23 protein-coding genes are annotated in these 18064 nt (G+C 54.0%); 8 read left to right on the plus strand and 15 right to left on the minus strand.

All coding sequences use genetic code 11. From position 1 onward, the window contains the following. Positions 1–614 precede the first annotated feature (614 nt). Positions 615–1343: a DUF928 domain-containing protein gene (locus GEI7105_RS0100325; protein WP_017658491.1), complete on the minus strand. Its 729-nt coding sequence runs from the start codon at positions 1341–1343 to the stop codon at positions 615–617. Between the two features lie 738 nt (positions 1344–2081). After that, entirely contained in the window at positions 2082–2804 is a 723-nt protein-coding gene (locus tag GEI7105_RS0100330) for a hypothetical protein (RefSeq protein WP_017658492.1), read from the minus strand. Positions 2805–2866: 62 nt separating this feature from the next. On the opposite strand from GEI7105_RS0100330, the gene mnmA reads away from it, so the two are divergent. Then, positions 2867–3928: a tRNA 2-thiouridine(34) synthase MnmA gene (gene mnmA, locus GEI7105_RS0100335; protein ID WP_017658493.1), complete on the plus strand. Its 1062-nt coding sequence runs from the start codon at positions 2867–2869 to the stop codon at positions 3926–3928. Here the strand turns inward: mnmA and proC are convergent. After that, on the minus strand, positions 3925–4731 hold the full coding sequence (proC, locus tag GEI7105_RS0100340; protein WP_026097319.1) for a pyrroline-5-carboxylate reductase: 807 nt from the start codon (positions 4729–4731) through the stop codon (positions 3925–3927). The genes mnmA and proC overlap by 4 nt on opposite strands. A 43-nt stretch (positions 4732–4774) precedes the next feature. Continuing rightward, positions 4775–5410 (minus strand): cell division protein SepF, encoded by a 636-nt coding sequence (locus tag GEI7105_RS0100345; RefSeq protein ID WP_017658495.1) that lies wholly within the window; start codon positions 5408–5410, stop codon positions 4775–4777. An 11-nt stretch (positions 5411–5421) separates the two neighbouring features. On the opposite strand from GEI7105_RS0100345, the gene GEI7105_RS40245 reads away from it, so the two are divergent. Beyond that, complete coding sequence (locus tag GEI7105_RS40245; RefSeq protein ID WP_281166961.1) at positions 5422–5547, plus strand: hypothetical protein; 126 nt, start codon at positions 5422–5424, stop codon at positions 5545–5547. Positions 5548–5579: 32 nt separating this feature from the next. Here the strand turns inward: GEI7105_RS40245 and GEI7105_RS0100350 are convergent, their stop codons facing one another. The 6 genes from GEI7105_RS0100350 to GEI7105_RS40250 all read right to left on the minus strand — a co-directional run bounded on the left by GEI7105_RS0100350 (position 5580) and on the right by GEI7105_RS40250 (position 8959). After that, on the minus strand, positions 5580–6257 hold the full coding sequence (locus GEI7105_RS0100350) for a YggS family pyridoxal phosphate-dependent enzyme (RefSeq protein WP_051044101.1): 678 nt from the start codon (positions 6255–6257) through the stop codon (positions 5580–5582). Between the two features lie 101 nt (positions 6258–6358). Further along, positions 6359–6628, minus strand: a complete 270-nt coding sequence (gene pipX, locus GEI7105_RS0100355; RefSeq protein ID WP_017658497.1) for a transcriptional coactivator PipX — start codon at positions 6626–6628, stop codon at positions 6359–6361. Positions 6629–7103: 475 nt separating this feature from the next. Continuing rightward, complete coding sequence (locus tag GEI7105_RS0100360; RefSeq protein WP_026097321.1) at positions 7104–7307, minus strand: phycobilisome linker polypeptide; 204 nt, start codon at positions 7305–7307, stop codon at positions 7104–7106. Positions 7308–7629: 322 nt separating this feature from the next. Further along, complete coding sequence (gene apcB, locus GEI7105_RS0100365) at positions 7630–8115, minus strand: allophycocyanin subunit beta (RefSeq protein WP_017658499.1); 486 nt, start codon at positions 8113–8115, stop codon at positions 7630–7632. Positions 8116–8210: 95 nt separating this feature from the next. Then, positions 8211–8696, minus strand: a complete 486-nt coding sequence (gene apcA / locus GEI7105_RS0100370; protein ID WP_017658500.1) for an allophycocyanin subunit alpha — start codon at positions 8694–8696, stop codon at positions 8211–8213. A 137-nt stretch (positions 8697–8833) separates the two neighbouring features. Next, positions 8834–8959, minus strand: a complete 126-nt coding sequence (locus tag GEI7105_RS40250; protein ID WP_281166962.1) for a hypothetical protein — start codon at positions 8957–8959, stop codon at positions 8834–8836. A 247-nt stretch (positions 8960–9206) separates the two neighbouring features. On the opposite strand from GEI7105_RS40250, the gene GEI7105_RS38090 reads away from it, so the two are divergent. Then, entirely contained in the window at positions 9207–9374 is a 168-nt protein-coding gene (locus GEI7105_RS38090) for a hypothetical protein (RefSeq protein ID WP_158413137.1), read from the plus strand. A gap of 35 nt (positions 9375–9409) precedes the next feature. Continuing rightward, positions 9410–10393, plus strand: coding sequence for an RNA polymerase sigma factor, RpoD/SigA family (locus GEI7105_RS0100380; RefSeq protein WP_017658502.1), 984 nt, complete (start codon positions 9410–9412; stop codon positions 10391–10393). A gap of 144 nt (positions 10394–10537) precedes the next feature. Here GEI7105_RS0100380 and GEI7105_RS38095 read toward each other — a convergent pair whose 3' ends face one another. Continuing rightward, on the minus strand, positions 10538–10738 hold the full coding sequence (locus GEI7105_RS38095) for a hypothetical protein (RefSeq protein WP_218959051.1): 201 nt from the start codon (positions 10736–10738) through the stop codon (positions 10538–10540). Between the two features lie 607 nt (positions 10739–11345). Between GEI7105_RS38095 and GEI7105_RS39380 the strand changes: the two genes are divergently transcribed. The 3 genes from GEI7105_RS39380 (at position 11346) to guaA (ending at position 14562) form a co-directional block, all read left to right on the plus strand. Beyond that, on the plus strand, positions 11346–11564 hold the full coding sequence (locus GEI7105_RS39380; RefSeq protein ID WP_218959052.1) for a hypothetical protein: 219 nt from the start codon (positions 11346–11348) through the stop codon (positions 11562–11564). 29 nt (positions 11565–11593) lie between these two features. Next, positions 11594–12634: a permease gene (locus GEI7105_RS0100400; protein ID WP_017658505.1), complete on the plus strand. Its 1041-nt coding sequence runs from the start codon at positions 11594–11596 to the stop codon at positions 12632–12634. 311 nt (positions 12635–12945) lie between these two features. Further along, on the plus strand, positions 12946–14562 hold the full coding sequence (gene guaA, locus GEI7105_RS0100410) for a glutamine-hydrolyzing GMP synthase (protein ID WP_017658507.1): 1617 nt from the start codon (positions 12946–12948) through the stop codon (positions 14560–14562). Between the two features lie 164 nt (positions 14563–14726). On the opposite strand, the gene egtD is transcribed toward guaA, so the two are convergent. The 3 genes from egtD to GEI7105_RS0100425 all read right to left on the minus strand — a co-directional run bounded on the left by egtD (position 14727) and on the right by GEI7105_RS0100425 (position 16828). Then, a complete protein-coding gene (egtD, locus tag GEI7105_RS0100415) occupies positions 14727–15788 on the minus strand; it encodes an L-histidine N(alpha)-methyltransferase (RefSeq protein WP_026097322.1) in 1062 nt (353 codons plus the stop codon). Between the two features lie 129 nt (positions 15789–15917). Further along, complete coding sequence (locus GEI7105_RS0100420; protein WP_017658509.1) at positions 15918–16202, minus strand: hypothetical protein; 285 nt, start codon at positions 16200–16202, stop codon at positions 15918–15920. 65 nt (positions 16203–16267) lie between these two features. Continuing rightward, positions 16268–16828, minus strand: coding sequence for a thioredoxin family protein (locus GEI7105_RS0100425; protein ID WP_035492268.1), 561 nt, complete (start codon positions 16826–16828; stop codon positions 16268–16270). Between the two features lie 247 nt (positions 16829–17075). On the opposite strand from GEI7105_RS0100425, the gene GEI7105_RS0100430 reads away from it, so the two are divergent. Beyond that, positions 17076–17480, plus strand: coding sequence for an NIL domain-containing protein (locus tag GEI7105_RS0100430; RefSeq protein ID WP_017658511.1), 405 nt, complete (start codon positions 17076–17078; stop codon positions 17478–17480). On the opposite strand, the gene GEI7105_RS34160 is transcribed toward GEI7105_RS0100430, so the two are convergent. Then, entirely contained in the window at positions 17404–17925 is a 522-nt protein-coding gene (locus tag GEI7105_RS34160) for an RNA-guided endonuclease InsQ/TnpB family protein (RefSeq protein ID WP_375339014.1), read from the minus strand. The genes GEI7105_RS0100430 and GEI7105_RS34160 overlap by 77 nt on opposite strands. Between the last annotated feature and the right edge of the window lie 139 nt (positions 17926–18064).

Below are 18064 nucleotides of genomic sequence, written 5' to 3' on the forward strand. Positions count from 1 at the left end.
TGAGATGCACCCGTCGGAAGTGCGATCGGGTTCATGGGGATAGCTTGAAAGAACTCCGCTGAAGTGATGGCGATCGACTTAGTTTGATTTTAATCTAAGGGCATCTCAATTAATTGAGGTCTTAGGAGTTTGAGGTGATAAGCGGATTTTATACCCGGTCAAAACCATCCCCCCAACCCCCCGCTGCGTTGGGGGGCTAAGGGGGGATGCGCCCCGGTTAGATTTCGTATTATTCATAACAAATTACACCGTAATCTCAGGAGACCCTTTGCATTTAAATCTCTGCCTTCTATAATAAATACGATCGTTTTTGACATGATGTTCACTTCTACATTGGGAAAAAATAATAAATCAAAACCACCAAATAATCCTATTGTCATTACTGTATAATACGGAATCCGAATTTCAACGCTTCAACTCCGCTCGCTTCGACTTCGCTCAGCGTTGATTCCGAGCGGAGTCGAGGACTCAAATACGGGTTTTGCCCAACCCGAAAAGTTCTCCCCCCCCCAACACAACGGGAGGCTAAGGGGGGGATGTGGTGAAGACTTCTTGAAACCTAGCCGATCGGAAAAAGATGGAGTATCACCTCATCATCTCCTCATCCCTTCACCTCAAAGTAACGGTTTGTTACCGACTTTCATTAAATCGACCGATTCGGTAATTTCACGCCAAACTTCCATCCATTGGGAATTGTCGGGATCGTTGCGATGTAAGGTGGCGAGGGTGTCGATCGCGTCGTACCAAATTCCCGTTTCGGCGTACAGTTCGAGTCGTTCTTCAGATGTGGCGCGATCGAGTTGTCGTTGGAACTCTTCTGTCGGTGACACTTTGACGATCGCCCCCGAAATACTTTCGCCGAAGTCTAGCAGTTCGACCGTCCAGCGATAGGAACGATATAGTTCCAGGGGATCGAAATTCGCGTTGTCGGGTAACGGAATACCAAAGGTTCCGTGACGGTGTCCGAGACGAAAGCGACTTTGATAGAGAACTTCGTCGTTGTCGTCGCGTAAGGTAAATTGCAGGTCAGCCCCCGGTAAATTGGGAACGTGAACGTAGATCGTGGGATAGTCCCGCAGAGTTAAGCCGTAGTTTTCTGGAGGAAGGATCGCCGTCAGCGGACATTCGAGTTCTTCGCCGTTAACAACGATCGTCACGTCTCGGTCTCCAGGGATTTCAAAGTCCGCATAGCGGGTTCCCCCTGCATCGACTCGTTCGGGAGCGCCGCGATCGGGAGGCGTAAAATCGAGAGAGCGAGCTGGCGCGATCGCGAACAACCCAGTTAACACCAGCGCCGAGAGCGCGATTCCCGCCAATACGAGGAAACGAAGCGATCGAAACATAATACCCCACTCGTAAAACTTCTATTGTTATACGATCTACGGTTTTTTTCGGTAAGTTCCCGAGAAACTTGAGACCTTTCGGAGCAGGGGAGAAACTGCTATAGCAATCCTAAATGGTTTGCAGAAACAGATCGGCTGAAAACCCCATGCCGTAACGATCTATCCTGAAAACAAGCCGCAAACGAAGTCGTACTCCTATCAAGATCCGTTGCAGTACTCCGCCTATACCGCGAAGCGGTTAGGGGGTGGTGAAGCGGCGGTGAGTTGAGGTGCGTCCCCTGAACAATGCGATAGCGAGAGAAGGGGATAGCGCCGAAACGAGCCATCAAATATAATTGATAAGGTGGTAACACGCTGAAAACATACGGATAGCTCATCCAGTAGGCAGCCCAGAAGTAACGGTTAAGACACTGGCAACACGGACATCTCACGGTGGCGAACTCGGTTCGCCACCCGTGTCCTCCTGTATAGAGCATAAAGCCCAAAACCAAAAATCAGATCCGTCCGGCTTGGGGGCACCAAGTGGACGTAAAACAAAAAGCCTGTGGAATCGTTCTGGCGGGGACTTGAAGTTATCTGAGTTCAAGTCTAGTCAAGAGGTTGAGAAGCAGGAAATCCTTGGTGTGAACCCGGGAATCTCCCTGCATACCCGATAGGGTTGCTGGGAGAGGATGTCAAATCTGTTAACTGTCTTCACTGGCGACTGGTGACTGGTGACTGGCGACTGGTGATTGTCAATCAGCGATCGTAGTAAACGCGGGCGTTCCGCAGTCCTCGACGGTGGAGTTCGCTTGAAAGTCGTTCGGCGTCGTCTCGCTCGGAAAAGGGGCCGATGGCGATGTGGGGGCCGAGGGGGCGATCGCGCAACACGACGGGAACGCTGGGATTCACTAACGCTCGAACGCGATCGACCGATTGACTGAGTTCGTCGCGATCGCCTGGAACGACGACGTAATACGGTGCATCTCGGGAGTCGGCGTCGGAGGACGATCCCATCGGACTTTGCACGACGACGAGAGCGATCGCCGAACTGATCCCTCGACCGGCGAGGAGACGAGCGCGTTCTTCAGCAGCGGTTTGGGTAGAAAACAGTCCCGCTTGGATAATTTGCTGTCCTTGAAACAGTCCGTAAGCTGCATTGGGATCGATCGCGCGAACCTGTCTCAACACGCTATCTTGAGTGCCGAGGACGTAAACGAGATATTGCTCGGTCGGAACCGTGTCGTTTTGGGGATATCCGAAATTCGATTGAGGGGGAGGCGGCGGCGGTACGTCGATCGGTGGCGGTACGTCGATCGTTTGAGCCAACAGAGGTACGGCGATCGTACTCGCGGCGATCGGGCCGAACAGGGAGGCGACGGTACGGGCGATCTGAGATAGCATGGTACTCCGATTATCGTTGAACGATGGGCTGGGGTTGGCAAACCGTTCGATCGAGAAACCTGTTGTTTCGAGAGTCATCGTTTAGCATAAAAGAACGGTTAATGTTGTTTTAGTCGAAAGCGTCTCGACATTTTAGAGTCATGAAGAAAGTCGTTGTCGGTCTGTCCGGTGGGGTCGATAGCTCGACATCTGCCGCCATTTTGCACCACGAAGGATACAATGTGGTGGGGTTGACCCTTTGGTTGATGAAGGGTAAGGGTCAATGCTGCTCGGAAGGGATGGTAGACGCGGCGGGAATTTGCGAACAGCTCGGCGTTCCCCATTACATTGTCGATAGTCGAGACGTTTTCGAGAAATACATCGTCGATTACTTAGTCTCGGGATACGGCTCGGGGGTGACACCGCTGCCCTGTTCGCAATGCAATAAAGCCGTGAAGTTCGGTCCGATGCTGCGCTACGCTCAAGCGGAACTGGGGATCGATTATATTGCCACGGGTCATTACGCCCAGGTTGAATTCGACAATACCACGGGTCGTTACCAATTGCGACGAGCCGTCGATCGCCAAAAAGACCAAACCTATTTTCTCTACGATCTCGAACAAGAGATCTTAGCCCACTGTCTATTTCCCCTCGGACGCTACCCGAAAAGCCAAACGCGTCGCGTCGCGGCGGAGTTCGACCTACAAACGGCGGACAAACCGGAAAGCCAAGACCTCTGTTTGGTGGAATCTCACGGGTCGATGAAGACGTTTTTGGAAAAATACTTGGCGCCGAAGCCGGGGGATATCGTCGACGTAGACGGTCGCGTCCTCGGACGACACGAGGGCATCCACAACTACACCATCGGCCAGCGTAAAGGCTTGGGGATTGCGGCGGCGCACCCGCTGTACGTGGTGGCCATCGATGCCGGACGCAATCGAGTTGTCGTGGGCGATCGCGCTAGCGTTCACAGTCCCGACTGTACGGTGCAGCGGATCAACTGGGTTTCGATCGCGCCTCCCGACGCGCCGATTCGCGCTCGAGTGCAAGTCCGCTACCGCACCCGTCCCGTGGACGCGACGATCGTTCCCCTCGACGGCGGCCGGGCAAAAGCGATCTTCGACGAACCGCAGTTCGGCATTACACCGGGACAGGCGGCGGTGTGGTACGACGGCGACATCTTGTTAGGGGGCGGACTCATCGAACCGGAAGCCAAGGACTAACTTCCGAGTTGGCGCGATCGCTCGGTTGCCGCACGAACTGCCGAAATTAACGCCGATCGCAAGCCTTTCGCTTCGAGTTCGGCAATTCCCGTAATGGTGGTTCCCCCCGGACTGGTGACGCGATCCTTTAGCTGTGCCGGGTGCAGTCCCGTCTCGCTCAAAAGCTGAGCCGTTCCGCGCACGGTTTCGATCGCCAGTTGAGTCGCCACGTCTCGGGGCAGTCCGGCAGCCACGCCACCGTCGGCCAGGGCTTCGATCGCGATCGCCACGTATCCGGGGCCCGAACCCGACAAACCGGTTACGGCATCCATCAGGGACTCGGATACTTCTACCACCGTCCCTACCGCGCTGAGAATGCGTTTGGCAGTTTCGAGGGTTTCGTCCGTTACGAAGCGCCCCGCAGCCAAGGCACTCGTTCCCGCACCGACGAGAGCGGGGGTATTGGGCATGACGCGCACGACGGGATGTTGGGGAAAGGCGGCCTCGAGTTTTTGTAAGGGAACGCCGGCCAAAATCGACACGATGAGGGTAGACGTAGCGATTTTAGCTGAGCGGAGTTCGGCCGCGACAGCTTGGAAGGCTTGGGGTTTGACCGCCAGTAGGAGAACGTCGGCGTTCTCGGACGCTTGGCGGTTGTCATCGCTGGTACGGACGCCGTACGTCTCGGCGAGATCGCGGCGACGCTGAGGTTTGGGTTCGCCGACCCAAACCTCAGACGGGCGATACACCTGTTGGGTCAGGAGGCGCGAGAGGATGGCCTCGGCCATCACTCCCCCTCCGATAATGCCTAGTGAATCGGACAAGGTTTTTCGGAAATAAGGTTACGAAGCGCGAGGGCGCGATCGTTTAGGACTGTGCCATACGCCCCAAATCTGCCGGCCAGCTCGGTGCAGTTCCCGAGGTGGGAGCCGTCGGACGAGGCGCGCGCAGGTGCGGTTGCATGACGTCGCGGACGACGCCGGACTGGGTGCTAACTTGCACGCAACTGGGCGTAAAGAGGAAAATGCTTTCGCCGATTCGTTCTTGATGACCGTCGAGGGCAAAGGTTCCTCCGGCAATGAAATCGACCGCTCGTTGCGCTTGGTCGGGGTCCATCACGGTTAAGTTGAGAACGACGGATTTACGTTCTCGGAGGGCTTGAATAGCTTGAGGCATTTCTTCAAAGGAACGGGGTTCCATGACCACGACTTCAGAAATGCCGTTGGTGGCGCCGGGTAATCCAATCACGTTACTTAAAGTTGAATTCACACTGGTCCCCGGATCGGCGGGGGTAGAACTGAAGGGTGCAGCGGAGCTGCCGGGAACGGTTCGATCGCGTAGGGAGCCGCGATCGCCGCTCGAATCGGTCGGAGGTGGGGCAGTCGATTCGGCGGGATAGAGGTTCGAGTAGTTGCCCCCCTCCATCTCGTCGTATTCGTATTCGTAGTCTACGGGTTCGCCCCCGCTGAGGTAATCCCGTAGTTTGGAAAAAATATTACTCATAGTGGCTTTCGTTGGAAACCCAATTTGAACTCAAACTCAGCGTGCGGCTTATCCGTTCCGTGCCGGAACTCGGACGGTTCGCCCCCATTGTATCGGGAGGTGGCAGCGATGCAACCTCGCCAGTACGGACTCGTTGAGTGCATTCATACTAGCATTCTCGTGTTGAGAATTACGGGCGTCTTTCACCAAAGATAATGCGCCCGAGTCGAACGATCGTCGCACCGCACTCGACGGCGATGGGGTAGTCGGAAGACATTCCCATCGACAGTTCGTCGAGGTGCAGGGAGGATTGGGAACGCTGGTTGAGGCGATCGCGCAGTTGACGCAAGCGATTAAAGACGTCGGCGGTTTCGGACGCGTCGAGTCCCAGGGGGGGAATCGTCATCAGTCCTCGCACGTCGAGGGTGTCGCACGCTTCGATTTTCGGTAAGTCTTCGAGCAGTTCTTCGACGCTCCACCCGGCTTTATTGGGGTCTTCTCGGAGTTTGACTTGCAAGCAGAGTTTGGGACTCGGACTCCCCCGTCGGACGAGGCGATCGATCTCTTTGACGAGTTTGAGGCGATCGACGGAGTGAATCCAGTCCATGCGATCGAGCGCCTGTTTGGTTTTGTTGGTTTGCAAACCTCCGATGAAATGCCAGGTAATATCGTCTAGATCGCTTAACTGTTCTTGTTTGGCGATCGCTTCTTGGATGCGACTTTCGCCGAAATCCCGCACTCCGGCGGCGTAAGCCTCTCGGATCGCTTCGGCGGGTAAGGTTTTGGTCACGGCCACGAGCCGCACGGACTCGGGGAGCGACTGGCGAATTTTGGCAAGGTTGGCGGCGATCGACTTCGACTCTGACACGCTCGAATTTCCCTGTTCTCTCAACGGTACTCGAACGACTTTGGATGGCGACGCGAGACACACTGGTGAAAAAGCGCGTTCGAGACTTTTCAATACTTAATTTATTGAAATAACTGTTTGCGGATGGCCTGTAGTTGTTCGTAAGGTTTTTGTAATTTCATGCGGCGCAGTTGGCGCAAGCGGTTTTCGAGAACCGTTCGCGCGTCCCCTCGCGTCAGTGGCTCGAAGCTCAGCCCCTCGTCGTCGCTCGTTACGACGAAAAATAACCGCTGAGCGTATAGTGTCGTATAAAGTTCTTTGTTTTCGCCGATCGGACACACGCGAAAGAGCAAGCCAAAGGTCGGATGGTTGATGTAAGTTTCGGTGTTCATTCAGCTTTTAGGCTACCGTACAGTTGCTGTTCGCAGTGCTTCGACGGAGCGATCGGAACCTCAAACAGATCGTAATCGATGGTGGTATCTCCCTTCGTTCCGCGCGACCTTGCTGTTGAGAACTCTCCATTCCTAACCTTTCACGACCTTTTGCGAAGTCTGTGATTTTGCTTCGATGGGCGATAGGAACGGAATAGCCGCACGCGATCGACGATCGGTAGGGCGATTGCGGGTTTGACGCCGTCTGGCAATTGATTTCCAAGACCTCTACCATATCAGGTCTTTGACGGCTTTTCAATGGGACTTGAGGAGTAGCAGGGTTAGAAACCACACCCTTTCTCGCTCGGCGATCGTTACTAGCGATCGCCACTCGAGACGACGATGTCTCCGATACCGATCGCCAAACCCGGCCAAAAAATAGAGAGGCCGCAACGACCTCTCGCAACGATGCGATCGCAGAACCGCCAGACGAACTCTACTTTAGCCCGGTGTTCGTTCCCGGTTTGCCTGTAGCCAGTTCGACTTTAACGATTTTGCCACCCATCTTCATAATCCGTTGTTGCTCGCGGAACCAGTTATCGTACGGAACGAGTTTGGTGAAGTAGGTGTTTTGTAATTCTCTCTGGGTGCGGATGCGCGTTTGACTGGGAACGCAGGCGGTGACCCGGAACATACGCATGGGTGAAAGTCTCCTGTCGTGAATGCGAAACGAGGCAATGCTGTTTTAGCTTTAGCGGGTTTCGTAACAGTTTTAAGTCTTATATCGACCCCCGCTTCGTCTTAAGCGTCCGAAAACGGGGACTTCCCGCGAGTTTTTTTAACAGGTCGATCTGAAACCGAGAAGTCTGGGAGTCTAGAGTCAATGCGACAGTGTTCTTTCGATCTATCCGAGACCGAGTTTTCGACCGTTCGCACTCACACCGGACATCCCAGACCCGATTTGACGGCGCGCTTGGTTTCGTCTGTGAAGACGACGGACGGCCGCAAACCGACGCGAGCGCTTAGCTCAAGCCAGAGCAGATGTAGTCGAAGTACACGCCCATTTCTTTGCCAGCCGCTTGACCGACTAAGCTAGCGGTGACTTCTTTCATCGCTTGAATGGCTTGGACGGTAGAACCGATGGGTACGCCCAAGGAGTTGTAGGTTTCTTTTAAACCGTTGAGGACGCGCTCGTCGAGGATGGAGGGGTCGCCAGCCAGCATCGCATAGGTTGCATAGCGCAGGTAGTAATCCAAGTCGCGGATGCAAGCCGCATAGCGACGGGTGGTGTACATATTGCCACCGGGACGGGTGACGTCAGAGTACAGCAGGGATTTAGCCACGGCTTCTTTAACGATCGTCGCTGCGTTAGCGCCGATGGTCGCAGCCGCGCGAACCCGCAGTTCGCCAGTTTGGAAGTAGCCTTTGAGCTTGTCCATGGCAGAGCTGTCGAGGTATTTGCCCTGCACGTCGGAGGAGTTGATAACAGCGGTGATTGCGTCTTGCATGATTCTTACGTTCTTCTATCTATAGATTTAGAAACGATCGGTTGTGAAAGCTGAGCGAGGAGGAGTCGCGTCGTGCCTCGAGCGGCGACGACGTCCTACTGCATCGCACCGATAACGTAATCGAAGTAGGAAGCTGCTTCCGATGCGTCTTCCGTCGACATCAGAGAGGTGGCAACGTTTTTCATGCAACGTACGCCTTCTGCCACTGCTTCGATGGGCGTTCCCAAGGAACGGTACATTTCACGAACGCCAACGATGCCGATTTCTTCGATGGGGGTAATGTCGCCAGAGACTACTCCGTAGGTGATCAGGCGCAGGTAGTAGTCCATGTCGCGCAGGCAGGTGGCGGTCATTTCTTCGCCGAAAGCGTTTCCACCCGGAGACACGACGTCGGGACGTTTCTGGAACAGTTGGTTTCCTGCGTCTTTGACGATACGCTCGCGAGAGTCGGTCAAGACTTGTGCGATCCGCAAGCGAGCTTCGCCGGATGCAACGAAGCTTTTGATCCGATCCAGTTCGCCCGGGCTGAGGTAACGAGCCTCAGCATCAGCGTTCACGATCGACTTCGTGACGATACTCATGATGTGCGATTCCTCCAGAAAGGAAAATGTTACAGCGCGTATTGATGTTTGGGGAAAACCCCTTTTTGCAATCATGGTTATTGTGCAGCATAAGGTTAACGATCCCGGTCGGCGCTTAATAGTTTGTAATATTTTTCTCAGAAATTCGACGACCCTACGGCCGAACTCGATCGAGCGCGACCAGGGAGATCGAGCAGATCGACATCGACATCAAACGCCGCGATCGCTCCTGTGGCTTTCGGAAACTCACCTCGAGATCGCAACGTCTAATTGAAACAGTACGAGGATTTTAGGCTGGGGATTTTAGGCTGGGGATTTTTGCCAGGCGTCTCGGCAACATCTTTCTGGAAATCGTTTTCCCGACACTGTAGTTATGACTGTCTCAGGGAGATCGTTAGCCGGACTGGGTGGGGAATACTAAATCTAGACCTTCTCCGGGTGGGGAATTCCGACCTTTACGAAGTCCGAACGACCCAATTATTATTATATTAAGCCAAAGTCATAACGAGTTTGGGTTACTCGAGAAGTATTACGAGTTCGCCCGCACCCGAAGGCTGTCACGTCACCGAAAATTCGCCCGTCGATCGCAATCTCAATCTTGGCCACGTTCGTAACGAAGATATCCCAGCGATCGACGGCTCTGTCGTCCTCCCCTGTAGCCGTCCCTCACCTCGTTAGCCCGAAAAGTTTTCCGTTCTGACGTTCAAGATTGTATGCCCACAGCCAACACCGAAATGAAAACTGCTAACCCCACGCTCAACGCCGATACCGTGCGGACGTACCTCCACGAAATCGGTCGCGTTCCCCTACTGACCCACGAGCAAGAGATCGTACTGGGCAAGCAAGTCCAAGCGATGATGAAGGCGCTCGAGGTCAAAGCCGATCTGACGGCGAGCTTACACCGGGAACCGACCCAGCAAGAGTGGGCCGAGCGTGCCGACCTCGACCCGTCAGAACTGAGTCAGGTCGTGCGTCGCGGTCAGCGAGCCAAACGCCAGATGATCGAAGCCAACCTGCGTCTAGTGGTCGCGATCGCCAAAAAATACCAAAAACGCAACCTCGAGTTTCTCGACCTCATCCAAGAAGGCACGTTGGGACTCGAACGCGGCGTAGAAAAATTCGACCCCACCCGAGGCTACAAATTTTCGACCTATGCCTACTGGTGGATTCGCCAAGCCATCACCCGCGCCATTGCCCAACAAGCGCGAACGATTCGCCTGCCGATTCACATCACCGAAAAACTCAACAAAATCAAAAAAGCCCAACGGGAACTGACCCAAACTCTCGGTCGCAGTCCCACCGTTGGCGAAATCGGTCTCGAACTCGATCTCGAGCCGTCTCAAGTGCGGGACTACCTCACCATGTCTCGCCAACCGATCTCCTTAGACTTGCGAGTTGGCGACAACCACGACACCGAACTGCAAGAACTGCTCGAGGACGAAACCGCGTCTCCCGAACAGTACGCGACGCAAGAGCTGCTCCGCCAAGATCTCGAGTGTATGCTGGCCGAACTGACGCCCCAACAGCGAGACGTGATCGTGTTGCGGTTCGGCTTGATCGACGGCAAAGAACTGTCCTTAGCTAAAGTCGGGGCGCGACTCAACCTCAGCCGCGAGCGGGTACGCCAGCTCGAACACCAAGCCCTGAATCAGTTGCGGCGTCGCCGTGCTGCGGTTCGAGAATATCTGGCCAGCTAAGGACGCGAACGCCGACGGAAAACGAATTTCACACGCTTCGGGACGCTGTAAAGTGTCCCGATTTTTTTATGGCTCGAACCCTGTCTGGGATCTTTTCGCTCGAGCATTGTCCGAGACAGCGGGACAAACTGTCACGATCGAAATTCATCTCAGTCGGCCGAACCCGATTCGAGACAGAAACGCGTCAGAAGCGATCTGACGAAATGTCACCTCTTCGAGCCGTTGCGATCGCGATCGCAACGGCGTCCGATTCTGAGTCAGTAGAATCAAAGCGAGTTCGGTCAAAACCCGAACCACGTCCAAATCAGTTCGGTCGCAAAGCGATTGGAGACCTCCTCGAGCCATCAATACAAGTTGGAATAGAGAACTTCAGCCCTTGACACCGACCGTCGCGAACCGTCGCGATCGAACAGGACGACTCCTCTGACACCCGAGCGAAAACAACCGTCTTCTACCGATCGTTGAAGCGACCCGTCCGTACAGTTGAAAATGCCCAAACCGCTCGAAAGTCCGATCGCTCTGAGACTCTTGCCGTATTACGCGATCGAGCTGGCGATCTCGTAATACGGCGTCACCGTGGCGTTAACTTTGCTGTACCGCAACACATCGATCGCCTTACAGCTCGACATGAGAAAACCGCAACACCTCATCCCCATCATCGTCCTGTGGAAATTTCTGTGGGACGATTTCCGATCCTTGTTACGACCCCAGTTCGATCCAGAAACCGAAGACCTACGAGGGCGCGTCGTCGATTCTGACGTAGGCATTCCCGCAGCGATCGAGATCGCCGAAGGGGAAGCCGAATTTTCGAGGGTTCTCCCGGTCGAGCAACCGTCCCCGACTCGAATCGCCGTACCTTTTCCGTTCGGCAGACGTGACGGAGTCCTCCTACCATCGGGACGCCCCAACCCAGTTCATCTCGAGTCAATCTTTACACCAAAACCCAGGTCTTATGAGAGCTTCCATTCGCCGCCGCGAACCGTCTTCGCAACTCCAACCTCCCATCGCGTCCGTCACCGCATCGACTCGTCGGCGCGTTCTCGAACAGACCGCCACATTTCGGACGATCTCGCTGACAACCCTCGTATGGTCGCTATTTCTTAAGAGCCAACCGTCAGTCGATCCGATCGTCGTAAGCGATCGCGACTTGGGAACTGGCAGAGTAAAGTAGAACAACTGAGGTTCGCGGTTCTTACTCTGATGGCGCAGCTCAATCCTGCCGTAACTGTTTTTCTCAGCCTGCTCGTCGAAGCCCTGCCCTTTCTGTTATTGGGCGTGTTGCTGTCGAGCGCTTTACTGCTGTTTGTCAACGAGCGAAAACTCGTGGCCGTTATGCCGCAGAATCCCCTGCTCGGCGCGATCGTCGGCAGCAGTATCGGATTTCTCTTTCCCGTGTGCGAATGCGGTAACGTTCCCGTGGCGCGTCGGTTGTTGGCTCAAGGGGTTCCTCCAGCGGTGGCGATCGCGTTTCTCCTGGCTGCCCCGACCATCAATCCCATCGTCATTTGGTCGACCTGGGTGGCGTTTCGCGACCAGCCCGAAATCGTCGTGTGGCGCGTTTTGTTGTCCCTCGCCGTGGCCACGATCGTCGGCGTGGTTTTCAGCGTTCAGAAAGACTTGCGGCCGCTGCTGCATCCCGTTCTCGCACGCAGTATTCCCTCGAAAGCGTTACCGCCGTCTGGAAAAGACGATCGCGATCGCCCGGCGTTATTGCGAAAAGGGACTTATCTCCTCGGCGGTGGCGAGTTAGGTCGCGATCGCCCCATCGCCCTCGACGAAGCGGCCTTGTTAGCGGCCAATCCCAACAGCGGACTGCTCGTCGGTCGTCCGGCTGCGTCGCGGTGGGTGTTGTTTCTCGACAATACCGTGCGGGAACTGCGGGAACTCGGGGGTGTTTTGGTAGTGGGGAGCGCGATCGTGGCGGTCGTTCAAACCGCCGTTCCTCGCGATGTTATCGTCAGCTTGGGACAGGGAACCGTCACGCCCATTCTCGCCATGATGCTGCTGGCGCTCGTAGTGTCGATTTGTTCGACTGTCGATGCGTTTTTTGCCTTGTCTTTTGCCTCGACCTTTACCAGTAGTGCGTTGTTGGCGTTTCTCGTTTTCGGACCGGTTATCGACTTAAAAAGTATCGGTTTGATGCTGTCGGTATTTCGACCCCGCGCCGTATTTTACCTGTTTGCGTTGGCGGCCCAACTCACCTTTTTCTTTACCTTAGCTCTGGCCTTGTACGTCAGTTGAGGGGGCGATCGATCGGGGGGTTTGTGCGTTTGCCCGAATTCGATTTAAACTAGGAGGTTATAACCTTATCTCTCGATCGACCTGCCTTGTTTGTTGGGGGTCGTTCGCCTGTCCATCGACTTTGGCGATCTGGCATCGCAACGCTTTCGAGATCTCCCACTGTACCGATCGCGTTAGACAGACCCCGTTTCTCAGGAGCGAGGTAGCCGATCCAAAAAGACTCGCCACCCCCACAGGTACGTCAGGCACTCGACGAACGCACTCCGGGGATCGGAAACGCGATCGACCGTCTACATCAACACCAGTAGCTCATGACTGCTCCAACCCAGACCCCTCAACCCAGCCCACTCCAAACCTCGATCCGAGACCTACAACAACAACTCGTCGTCATCCTCGATTTCGGATCTCAGTATTCAGAACTGATCGCGCGTCGTATTCGCGAAACCCAAGTGTATTCAGAAGTGTTGTCCTATCGCACCAGTGCGAGCGATTTACGGCGTCTGAGTCCGAAAGGCATCGTTCTCTCCGGCGGTCCGAATTCCGTTTACGACGATTTCGCTCCCGAATGCGATCGCGAAATTTGGGATCTCGGCATTCCGGTGTTGGGGGTTTGCTACGGGATGCAACTGATGGTCAAACAACTCGGCGGCGGCGTCGAGCGAGCTGACCGAGCTGAATACGGCAAAGCCTCACTACATATCGACGATCCCACCGACCTGCTGACGAACGTAGAAGACGGGGCGACGATGTGGATGAGTCACGGGGATTCGGTGACGAAATTACCCGAAGGCTTTGAAATTCTCGCCCACACGAACAATACTCCCAACGCGGCGATCGCCGATCACGACAAAAAACTCTACGGCGTACAGTTCCACCCGGAAGTCGTCCATTCCATTGGCGGCCAGGCGTTAATTCGCAACTTCGTGTACCATATCTGCGACTGCGAACCCACCTGGACGACGGAAGCCTTCGTCGAAGAAGCGACGCGGGAAATTCGCGCCAAAGTCGGCGACAAGCGGGTGTTACTGGCGTTATCCGGCGGTGTGGATTCCTCGACGCTGGCGTTTTTGCTGCACCGTGCGATCGGCGATAACCTTACCTGTATGTTCATCGATCAGGGGTTCATGCGGAAGTACGAACCCGAACGATTGGTGAAGTTGTTTCAAGAGCAGTTTCACATTCCCGTCGAATATGTCAACGCTCGCGAACGCTTTTTAGCAAAACTCGAAGGCGTGACCGACCCGGAAGAAAAACGCCGTCGCATCGGTCACGAGTTTATCCGCGTGTTCGAGGAAGAATCCCGACGCCTCGGACCGTTCGATTATTTGGCGCAAGGGACTTTGTATCCCGACGTGATCGAGTCGGCCGATTCAAATATCGATCCGAAAACCGGCGAACGGGTGGCGGTGAAGATTAAGAGCCACCACAACGTCGGCGGCTTGCCAAAAGATTTACAGTTCAAGTTGGTCGAACCTCTGCGGAAACTGTTTAAAGACGAGGTGCGGAAAGTCGGGCGATCGATCGGCTTACCGGAAGAAATCGTAAAGCGGCATCCGTTCCCCGGCCCCGGTTTGGCAATTCGGATTTTGGGAGAAGTGACCGCCGAACGGTTGAAGATTTTACGGGATGCAGACTACATCGTCCGTCAGGAAATCAACCGCCACGGGGTTTATCACGATTTTTGGCAAGCGTTTGCGGTGTTGTTACCGATTCGCAGCGTCGGCGTGATGGGAGACAAACGCACTTATGCTTATCCGATCGTGTTGCGTTTCGTGTCGAGCGAAGACGGAATGACGGCGGATTGGTCGCGGGTCGATTACGATTTCCTCGAACTCATTTCTAACCGGATTGTGAACGAGGTTCCTGGTGTGAACCGCGTGGTTTATGACGTCACGTCTAAACCCCCCGGAACGATCGAGTGGGAGTAGTTTTTTACGGAAGCGTGAAGAGGGAAGAGTACAGAGTATTCGTATTCTTTGGCGATCGTAGCGTCTTTGTCTGCAAGGACGCTGTAGTGTCGGTTTCCTCTTAGAAACTGATGAAACCCTCGGCATCTCCACGATACCGAGGGTCTTACGAAGCACGGTCGGCGTTACTGTTTTTGGGAGAGAACCACGCCGAACCAATGGTTTTCGTCCGTCCAACTCCGAACGGGAGACAAACCCTTATTTTTGAGATCGGCTTGCATTCCATCGAGGTCGAACTTACGAGAAATTTCTGTAAGAATGGTTTCTTCTGCTGCAAACTCGACCGTTAAATCGAGGTTTTTTAAAACCGCAGCTTGTGCTTTTTGACTGCACAAATGCATTTCGATTCGAGATTCTTTTTCGTTGAAAAATGCACAATGTTGAAATTGATTAAGGTTGAAATTGCCATCAAAGCGAGAGTTGAGATGGCTTAACATATTCAAATTGAACTGTGCCGTTATATTTTGGCTGTCGTTATATGCAGCTTCGAGGATAGATTTGGGTTTGCGTAAATCGACCCCCAACAGAAAATATTCACCGGGATTCAACGCTCGAGACACGCGATCGAGAAATTCATCGCACTCGTTCGGCGTTAAATTGCCGATGGTACTGCCTAAAAACAGGATTACGCGTGTGGGAAACGAAGTCGGTGGTAGGCGATCGAGCGCTCGTTCGTAAGTTCCCACCAAACCGCGTACCGATAAAGTCGGATAGTCGTCTAACAGTGCGTAGGCACTTTGTTCGAGTATCCCGCCGCTGACATCGATGGGTAAGTATGCCAGATGACCGTTGGACGAGTTGTGTAACTGGCTGTAAGCATCTAGCAAACGACGGGTTTTCGTGGAACTGCCGCTACCGAGTTCGACTAAATCGGCCGGCCCCGTTAAGTGGGCGATGTCGTCGGCGTAGCGACGCAAAATTGCCGCTTCCGTGCGCGTCGGGTAGTATTCGGGAAGTTCGCAAATTTGCTCGAACAGTTCCGAACCGCGATCGTCGTAAAAATACTTGGGAGGTAGGGTTTTCGGAATTTGTGTCAGTCCGCACACCACATCTGCACCCGGTTCGCCATCGGCTTCAGAGGCAACCTTCCCATCGAGTAAATTGTCGATTTGAAGGCGCGATCGCATCGCGGTTGTCTCTGGCGCGAAACCGGAAAAATTCGGGGCTGGGGAGTTAGAAACTTGCATGCAACCTGTATTGCTCTACAGTTGACCCTTGGAACGGCCGCGAACTCGCGACAAAATTCCAAGTTTCGTGACATTTTCGCATTTTCAGAGGCAGTTTCCCAGGTGAGATCGCTGGAGTTGCCTCGGATCTTAGGTTTGCCGCAAAAACTCCACGCGGGGAAGTAGCGGATCGCGCACGACGGCGAGTCCTGCATAACTCCAGCGTTGGAGAACCCCTTTCAACTGAGTTGGTGAAATCGATTCGACTGCGAGTTGGTCTTTGTATTCCTCGGCGTACTTGTTAATGTAGCTGAGGGCGTCGAAGTGTTCGGAAAACATCAACATAAAGCGATCGGCGCCTTCAGGATCGGGACGGGCAGATAGGTAAGACCCGTCTTTCCGAGAGCGGATGGCATAGTAGGTTTGAGAAAACATCGAATTCTTTACCTCGATCGTCGCGAACCGTCAGAACGCCTCGATACCTCCTGTGACAGTATCCCTTACTGTACGTCAGACTGGACTTGAGAACCGTGACTGCGAGGATCGTCGGCGTTCGATTTTACGAAGGGCTGAAATTCGGAGGTTTTGCCCGTCGATTTAGCAAATGGTATCGTTCGGTCGAGAACGAGGGCGTCGAGGTTTTGTGCCACGATACTGCGAGGTTGTTCGCCGATGGCTTGGGCGATCGCGCGACCGTCGCGATCGAGAAAGACGAAATGAGGGATACCATCGACCTCGTACTCGGCCATCTCCGGCAACCATTTTGTATTATCGACGTTGAGCATGACAAAATTGACGCGATCGCGATATTCGTCTTTCAACGCGCCGAGGTCGGATGCCATCGCCTGACAGCTCGTACACCAGTCGGCATAAAATTCTAACAGCGTCGGCTGACCGTTGGAGAGCGCCACCTCGTAAGGCGTGGAGGTTTCCGCCAGTGTCGCCAACGTCGCCGTACCGCTTTGGGTGCGAAGGCCCAAGACGATTAATACGCTGAGGACGATGGCCGCGAGGGCGACGATAAAGTTGCGAACGCGAGTTGCTAAATTAGACTCAGACATGATATTCGCGAGGACGTGAGAGTTCGTAATCGATTGAATCTGTGGGCTGCTGCTATGAGTCATGATAGAGCGATCGCCCGCATTGTCGCTTGAGGGGCGATCGCGCGAGACTCTCGAACCGTTCTCTAAATCTGAGATTCGTTAAGTTTGAATTTGTCAATCTCAAACAATTGTCAAGTTGTATTGAAAACCATCACATTTGGCTCTTTCAATCCAAACTCCGCCGTCTCACCTCATTTGAGTTACAGTGAAAAAGCGCGTTACCCTGAGCTTCCCCCGCCATTCCGTGCAAATGCCCGTCACCTACCGACTGGCGAAAGATTTCAACATTGCCGCTAATATTATTCGCGCCCAAGTCGCCCCCAATCAAGTGGGGAAACTGGTTTTAGAACTCTTGGGAGATATCGACGAAATTCACGAGGCGATCGAGTGGATGCGCTCTCAAGAAATTAACGTCTCGATCGCCAGCGGTTCGATCGAAATCGACGAAAATCGCTGTGTCGATTGCGGTCTCTGTACGGGAGTCTGTCCGACGCAAGCTCTAACGCTCGATCCCGAAACCTTCCGCCTCCAGTTTACGCGATCGCGCTGTATCGTCTGCGAACAGTGCGTTCCCACCTGTCCCGTCCAAGCCATCTCCACGAATTTTTGACATACTCACGCCCGCTGAAGCCGGGCGTGATTCTTGACGGTTCGACGCAACGTGCTACCGAAGTAGTCTTACGGTCGCTCCCCGTCCGTTTTAGGTCGTGCCGATGCCCCATGCCGACCATTTCTATGTTTCTCGCCGCGTTCTTGTCTCGGTCGTGTTCGGCTCCACAGCTTAGGCACAGAACCGAACGAACAAACAAGTCTAATTTGCCCCATCGAAAGCCACACTCCGAGCAAATTTGACTCGTCGGCTCCCATCGGTCAACGACCCGGAAATCCCGTCCAAACTTTTCTGATTTTGCTTCACAGAGAGTTCGGAACTCACGCCAACCTTGTTGACAGATGGCGCGGGCTAACCGTCGATTTTTGACCATTCCCGACACATTTAAGTCTTCTAGGACGATAGCTTGGTTTTTACTAACAACCTGAGTTGACAGTTTGTGCAAGAACCCACATTCCGCACTTCAAATGTAGTGTATAAGTAGTATAAATTGAATCGGAAAGGAATTAGGTATTTCGACTCAGCCAACTGACCCCTTGACTTGAAAATAACATTCAAGAGCCAACTGACTTGACAAAAATAGT

The sequence above is a fragment of the Baaleninema simplex PCC 7105 genome, from assembly GCF_000332355.1.
Taxonomy (GTDB): Bacteria; Cyanobacteriota; Cyanobacteriia; order Cyanobacteriales; family Geitlerinemataceae; genus Baaleninema; species Baaleninema simplex.

Coding starts and splice junctions, on each gene's coding strand:
- GEI7105_RS0100325 (WP_017658491.1), bottom strand. CDS start 1,343: ATGTTTCGATCGCTTCGTTTCCTCGTATTGGCGGGAATCGCGCTCTCG.
- GEI7105_RS0100330 (WP_017658492.1), bottom strand. CDS start 2,804: ATGACTCTCGAAACAACAGGTTTCTCGATCGAACGGTTTGCCAACCCC.
- mnmA (WP_017658493.1), top strand. CDS start 2,867: ATGAAGAAAGTCGTTGTCGGTCTGTCCGGTGGGGTCGATAGCTCGACA.
- GEI7105_RS0100345 (WP_017658495.1), bottom strand. CDS start 5,410: ATGAGTAATATTTTTTCCAAACTACGGGATTACCTCAGCGGGGGCGAA.
- pipX (WP_017658497.1), bottom strand. CDS start 6,628: ATGAACACCGAAACTTACATCAACCATCCGACCTTTGGCTTGCTCTTT.
- GEI7105_RS0100360 (WP_026097321.1), bottom strand. CDS start 7,307: ATGCGTATGTTCCGGGTCACCGCCTGCGTTCCCAGTCAAACGCGCATC.
- apcB (WP_017658499.1), bottom strand. CDS start 8,115: ATGCAAGACGCAATCACCGCTGTTATCAACTCCTCCGACGTGCAGGGC.
- apcA (WP_017658500.1), bottom strand. CDS start 8,696: ATGAGTATCGTCACGAAGTCGATCGTGAACGCTGATGCTGAGGCTCGT.
- GEI7105_RS0100380 (WP_017658502.1), top strand. CDS start 9,410: ATGCCCACAGCCAACACCGAAATGAAAACTGCTAACCCCACGCTCAAC.
- GEI7105_RS38095 (WP_218959051.1), bottom strand. CDS start 10,738: ATGGCTCGAGGAGGTCTCCAATCGCTTTGCGACCGAACTGATTTGGAC.
- GEI7105_RS39380 (WP_218959052.1), top strand. CDS start 11,346: ATGAGAGCTTCCATTCGCCGCCGCGAACCGTCTTCGCAACTCCAACCT.
- GEI7105_RS0100400 (WP_017658505.1), top strand. CDS start 11,594: ATGGCGCAGCTCAATCCTGCCGTAACTGTTTTTCTCAGCCTGCTCGTC.
- guaA (WP_017658507.1), top strand. CDS start 12,946: ATGACTGCTCCAACCCAGACCCCTCAACCCAGCCCACTCCAAACCTCG.
- egtD (WP_026097322.1), bottom strand. CDS start 15,788: ATGCAAGTTTCTAACTCCCCAGCCCCGAATTTTTCCGGTTTCGCGCCA.
- GEI7105_RS0100420 (WP_017658509.1), bottom strand. CDS start 16,202: ATGTTTTCTCAAACCTACTATGCCATCCGCTCTCGGAAAGACGGGTCT.
- GEI7105_RS0100425 (WP_035492268.1), bottom strand. CDS start 16,828: ATGTCTGAGTCTAATTTAGCAACTCGCGTTCGCAACTTTATCGTCGCC.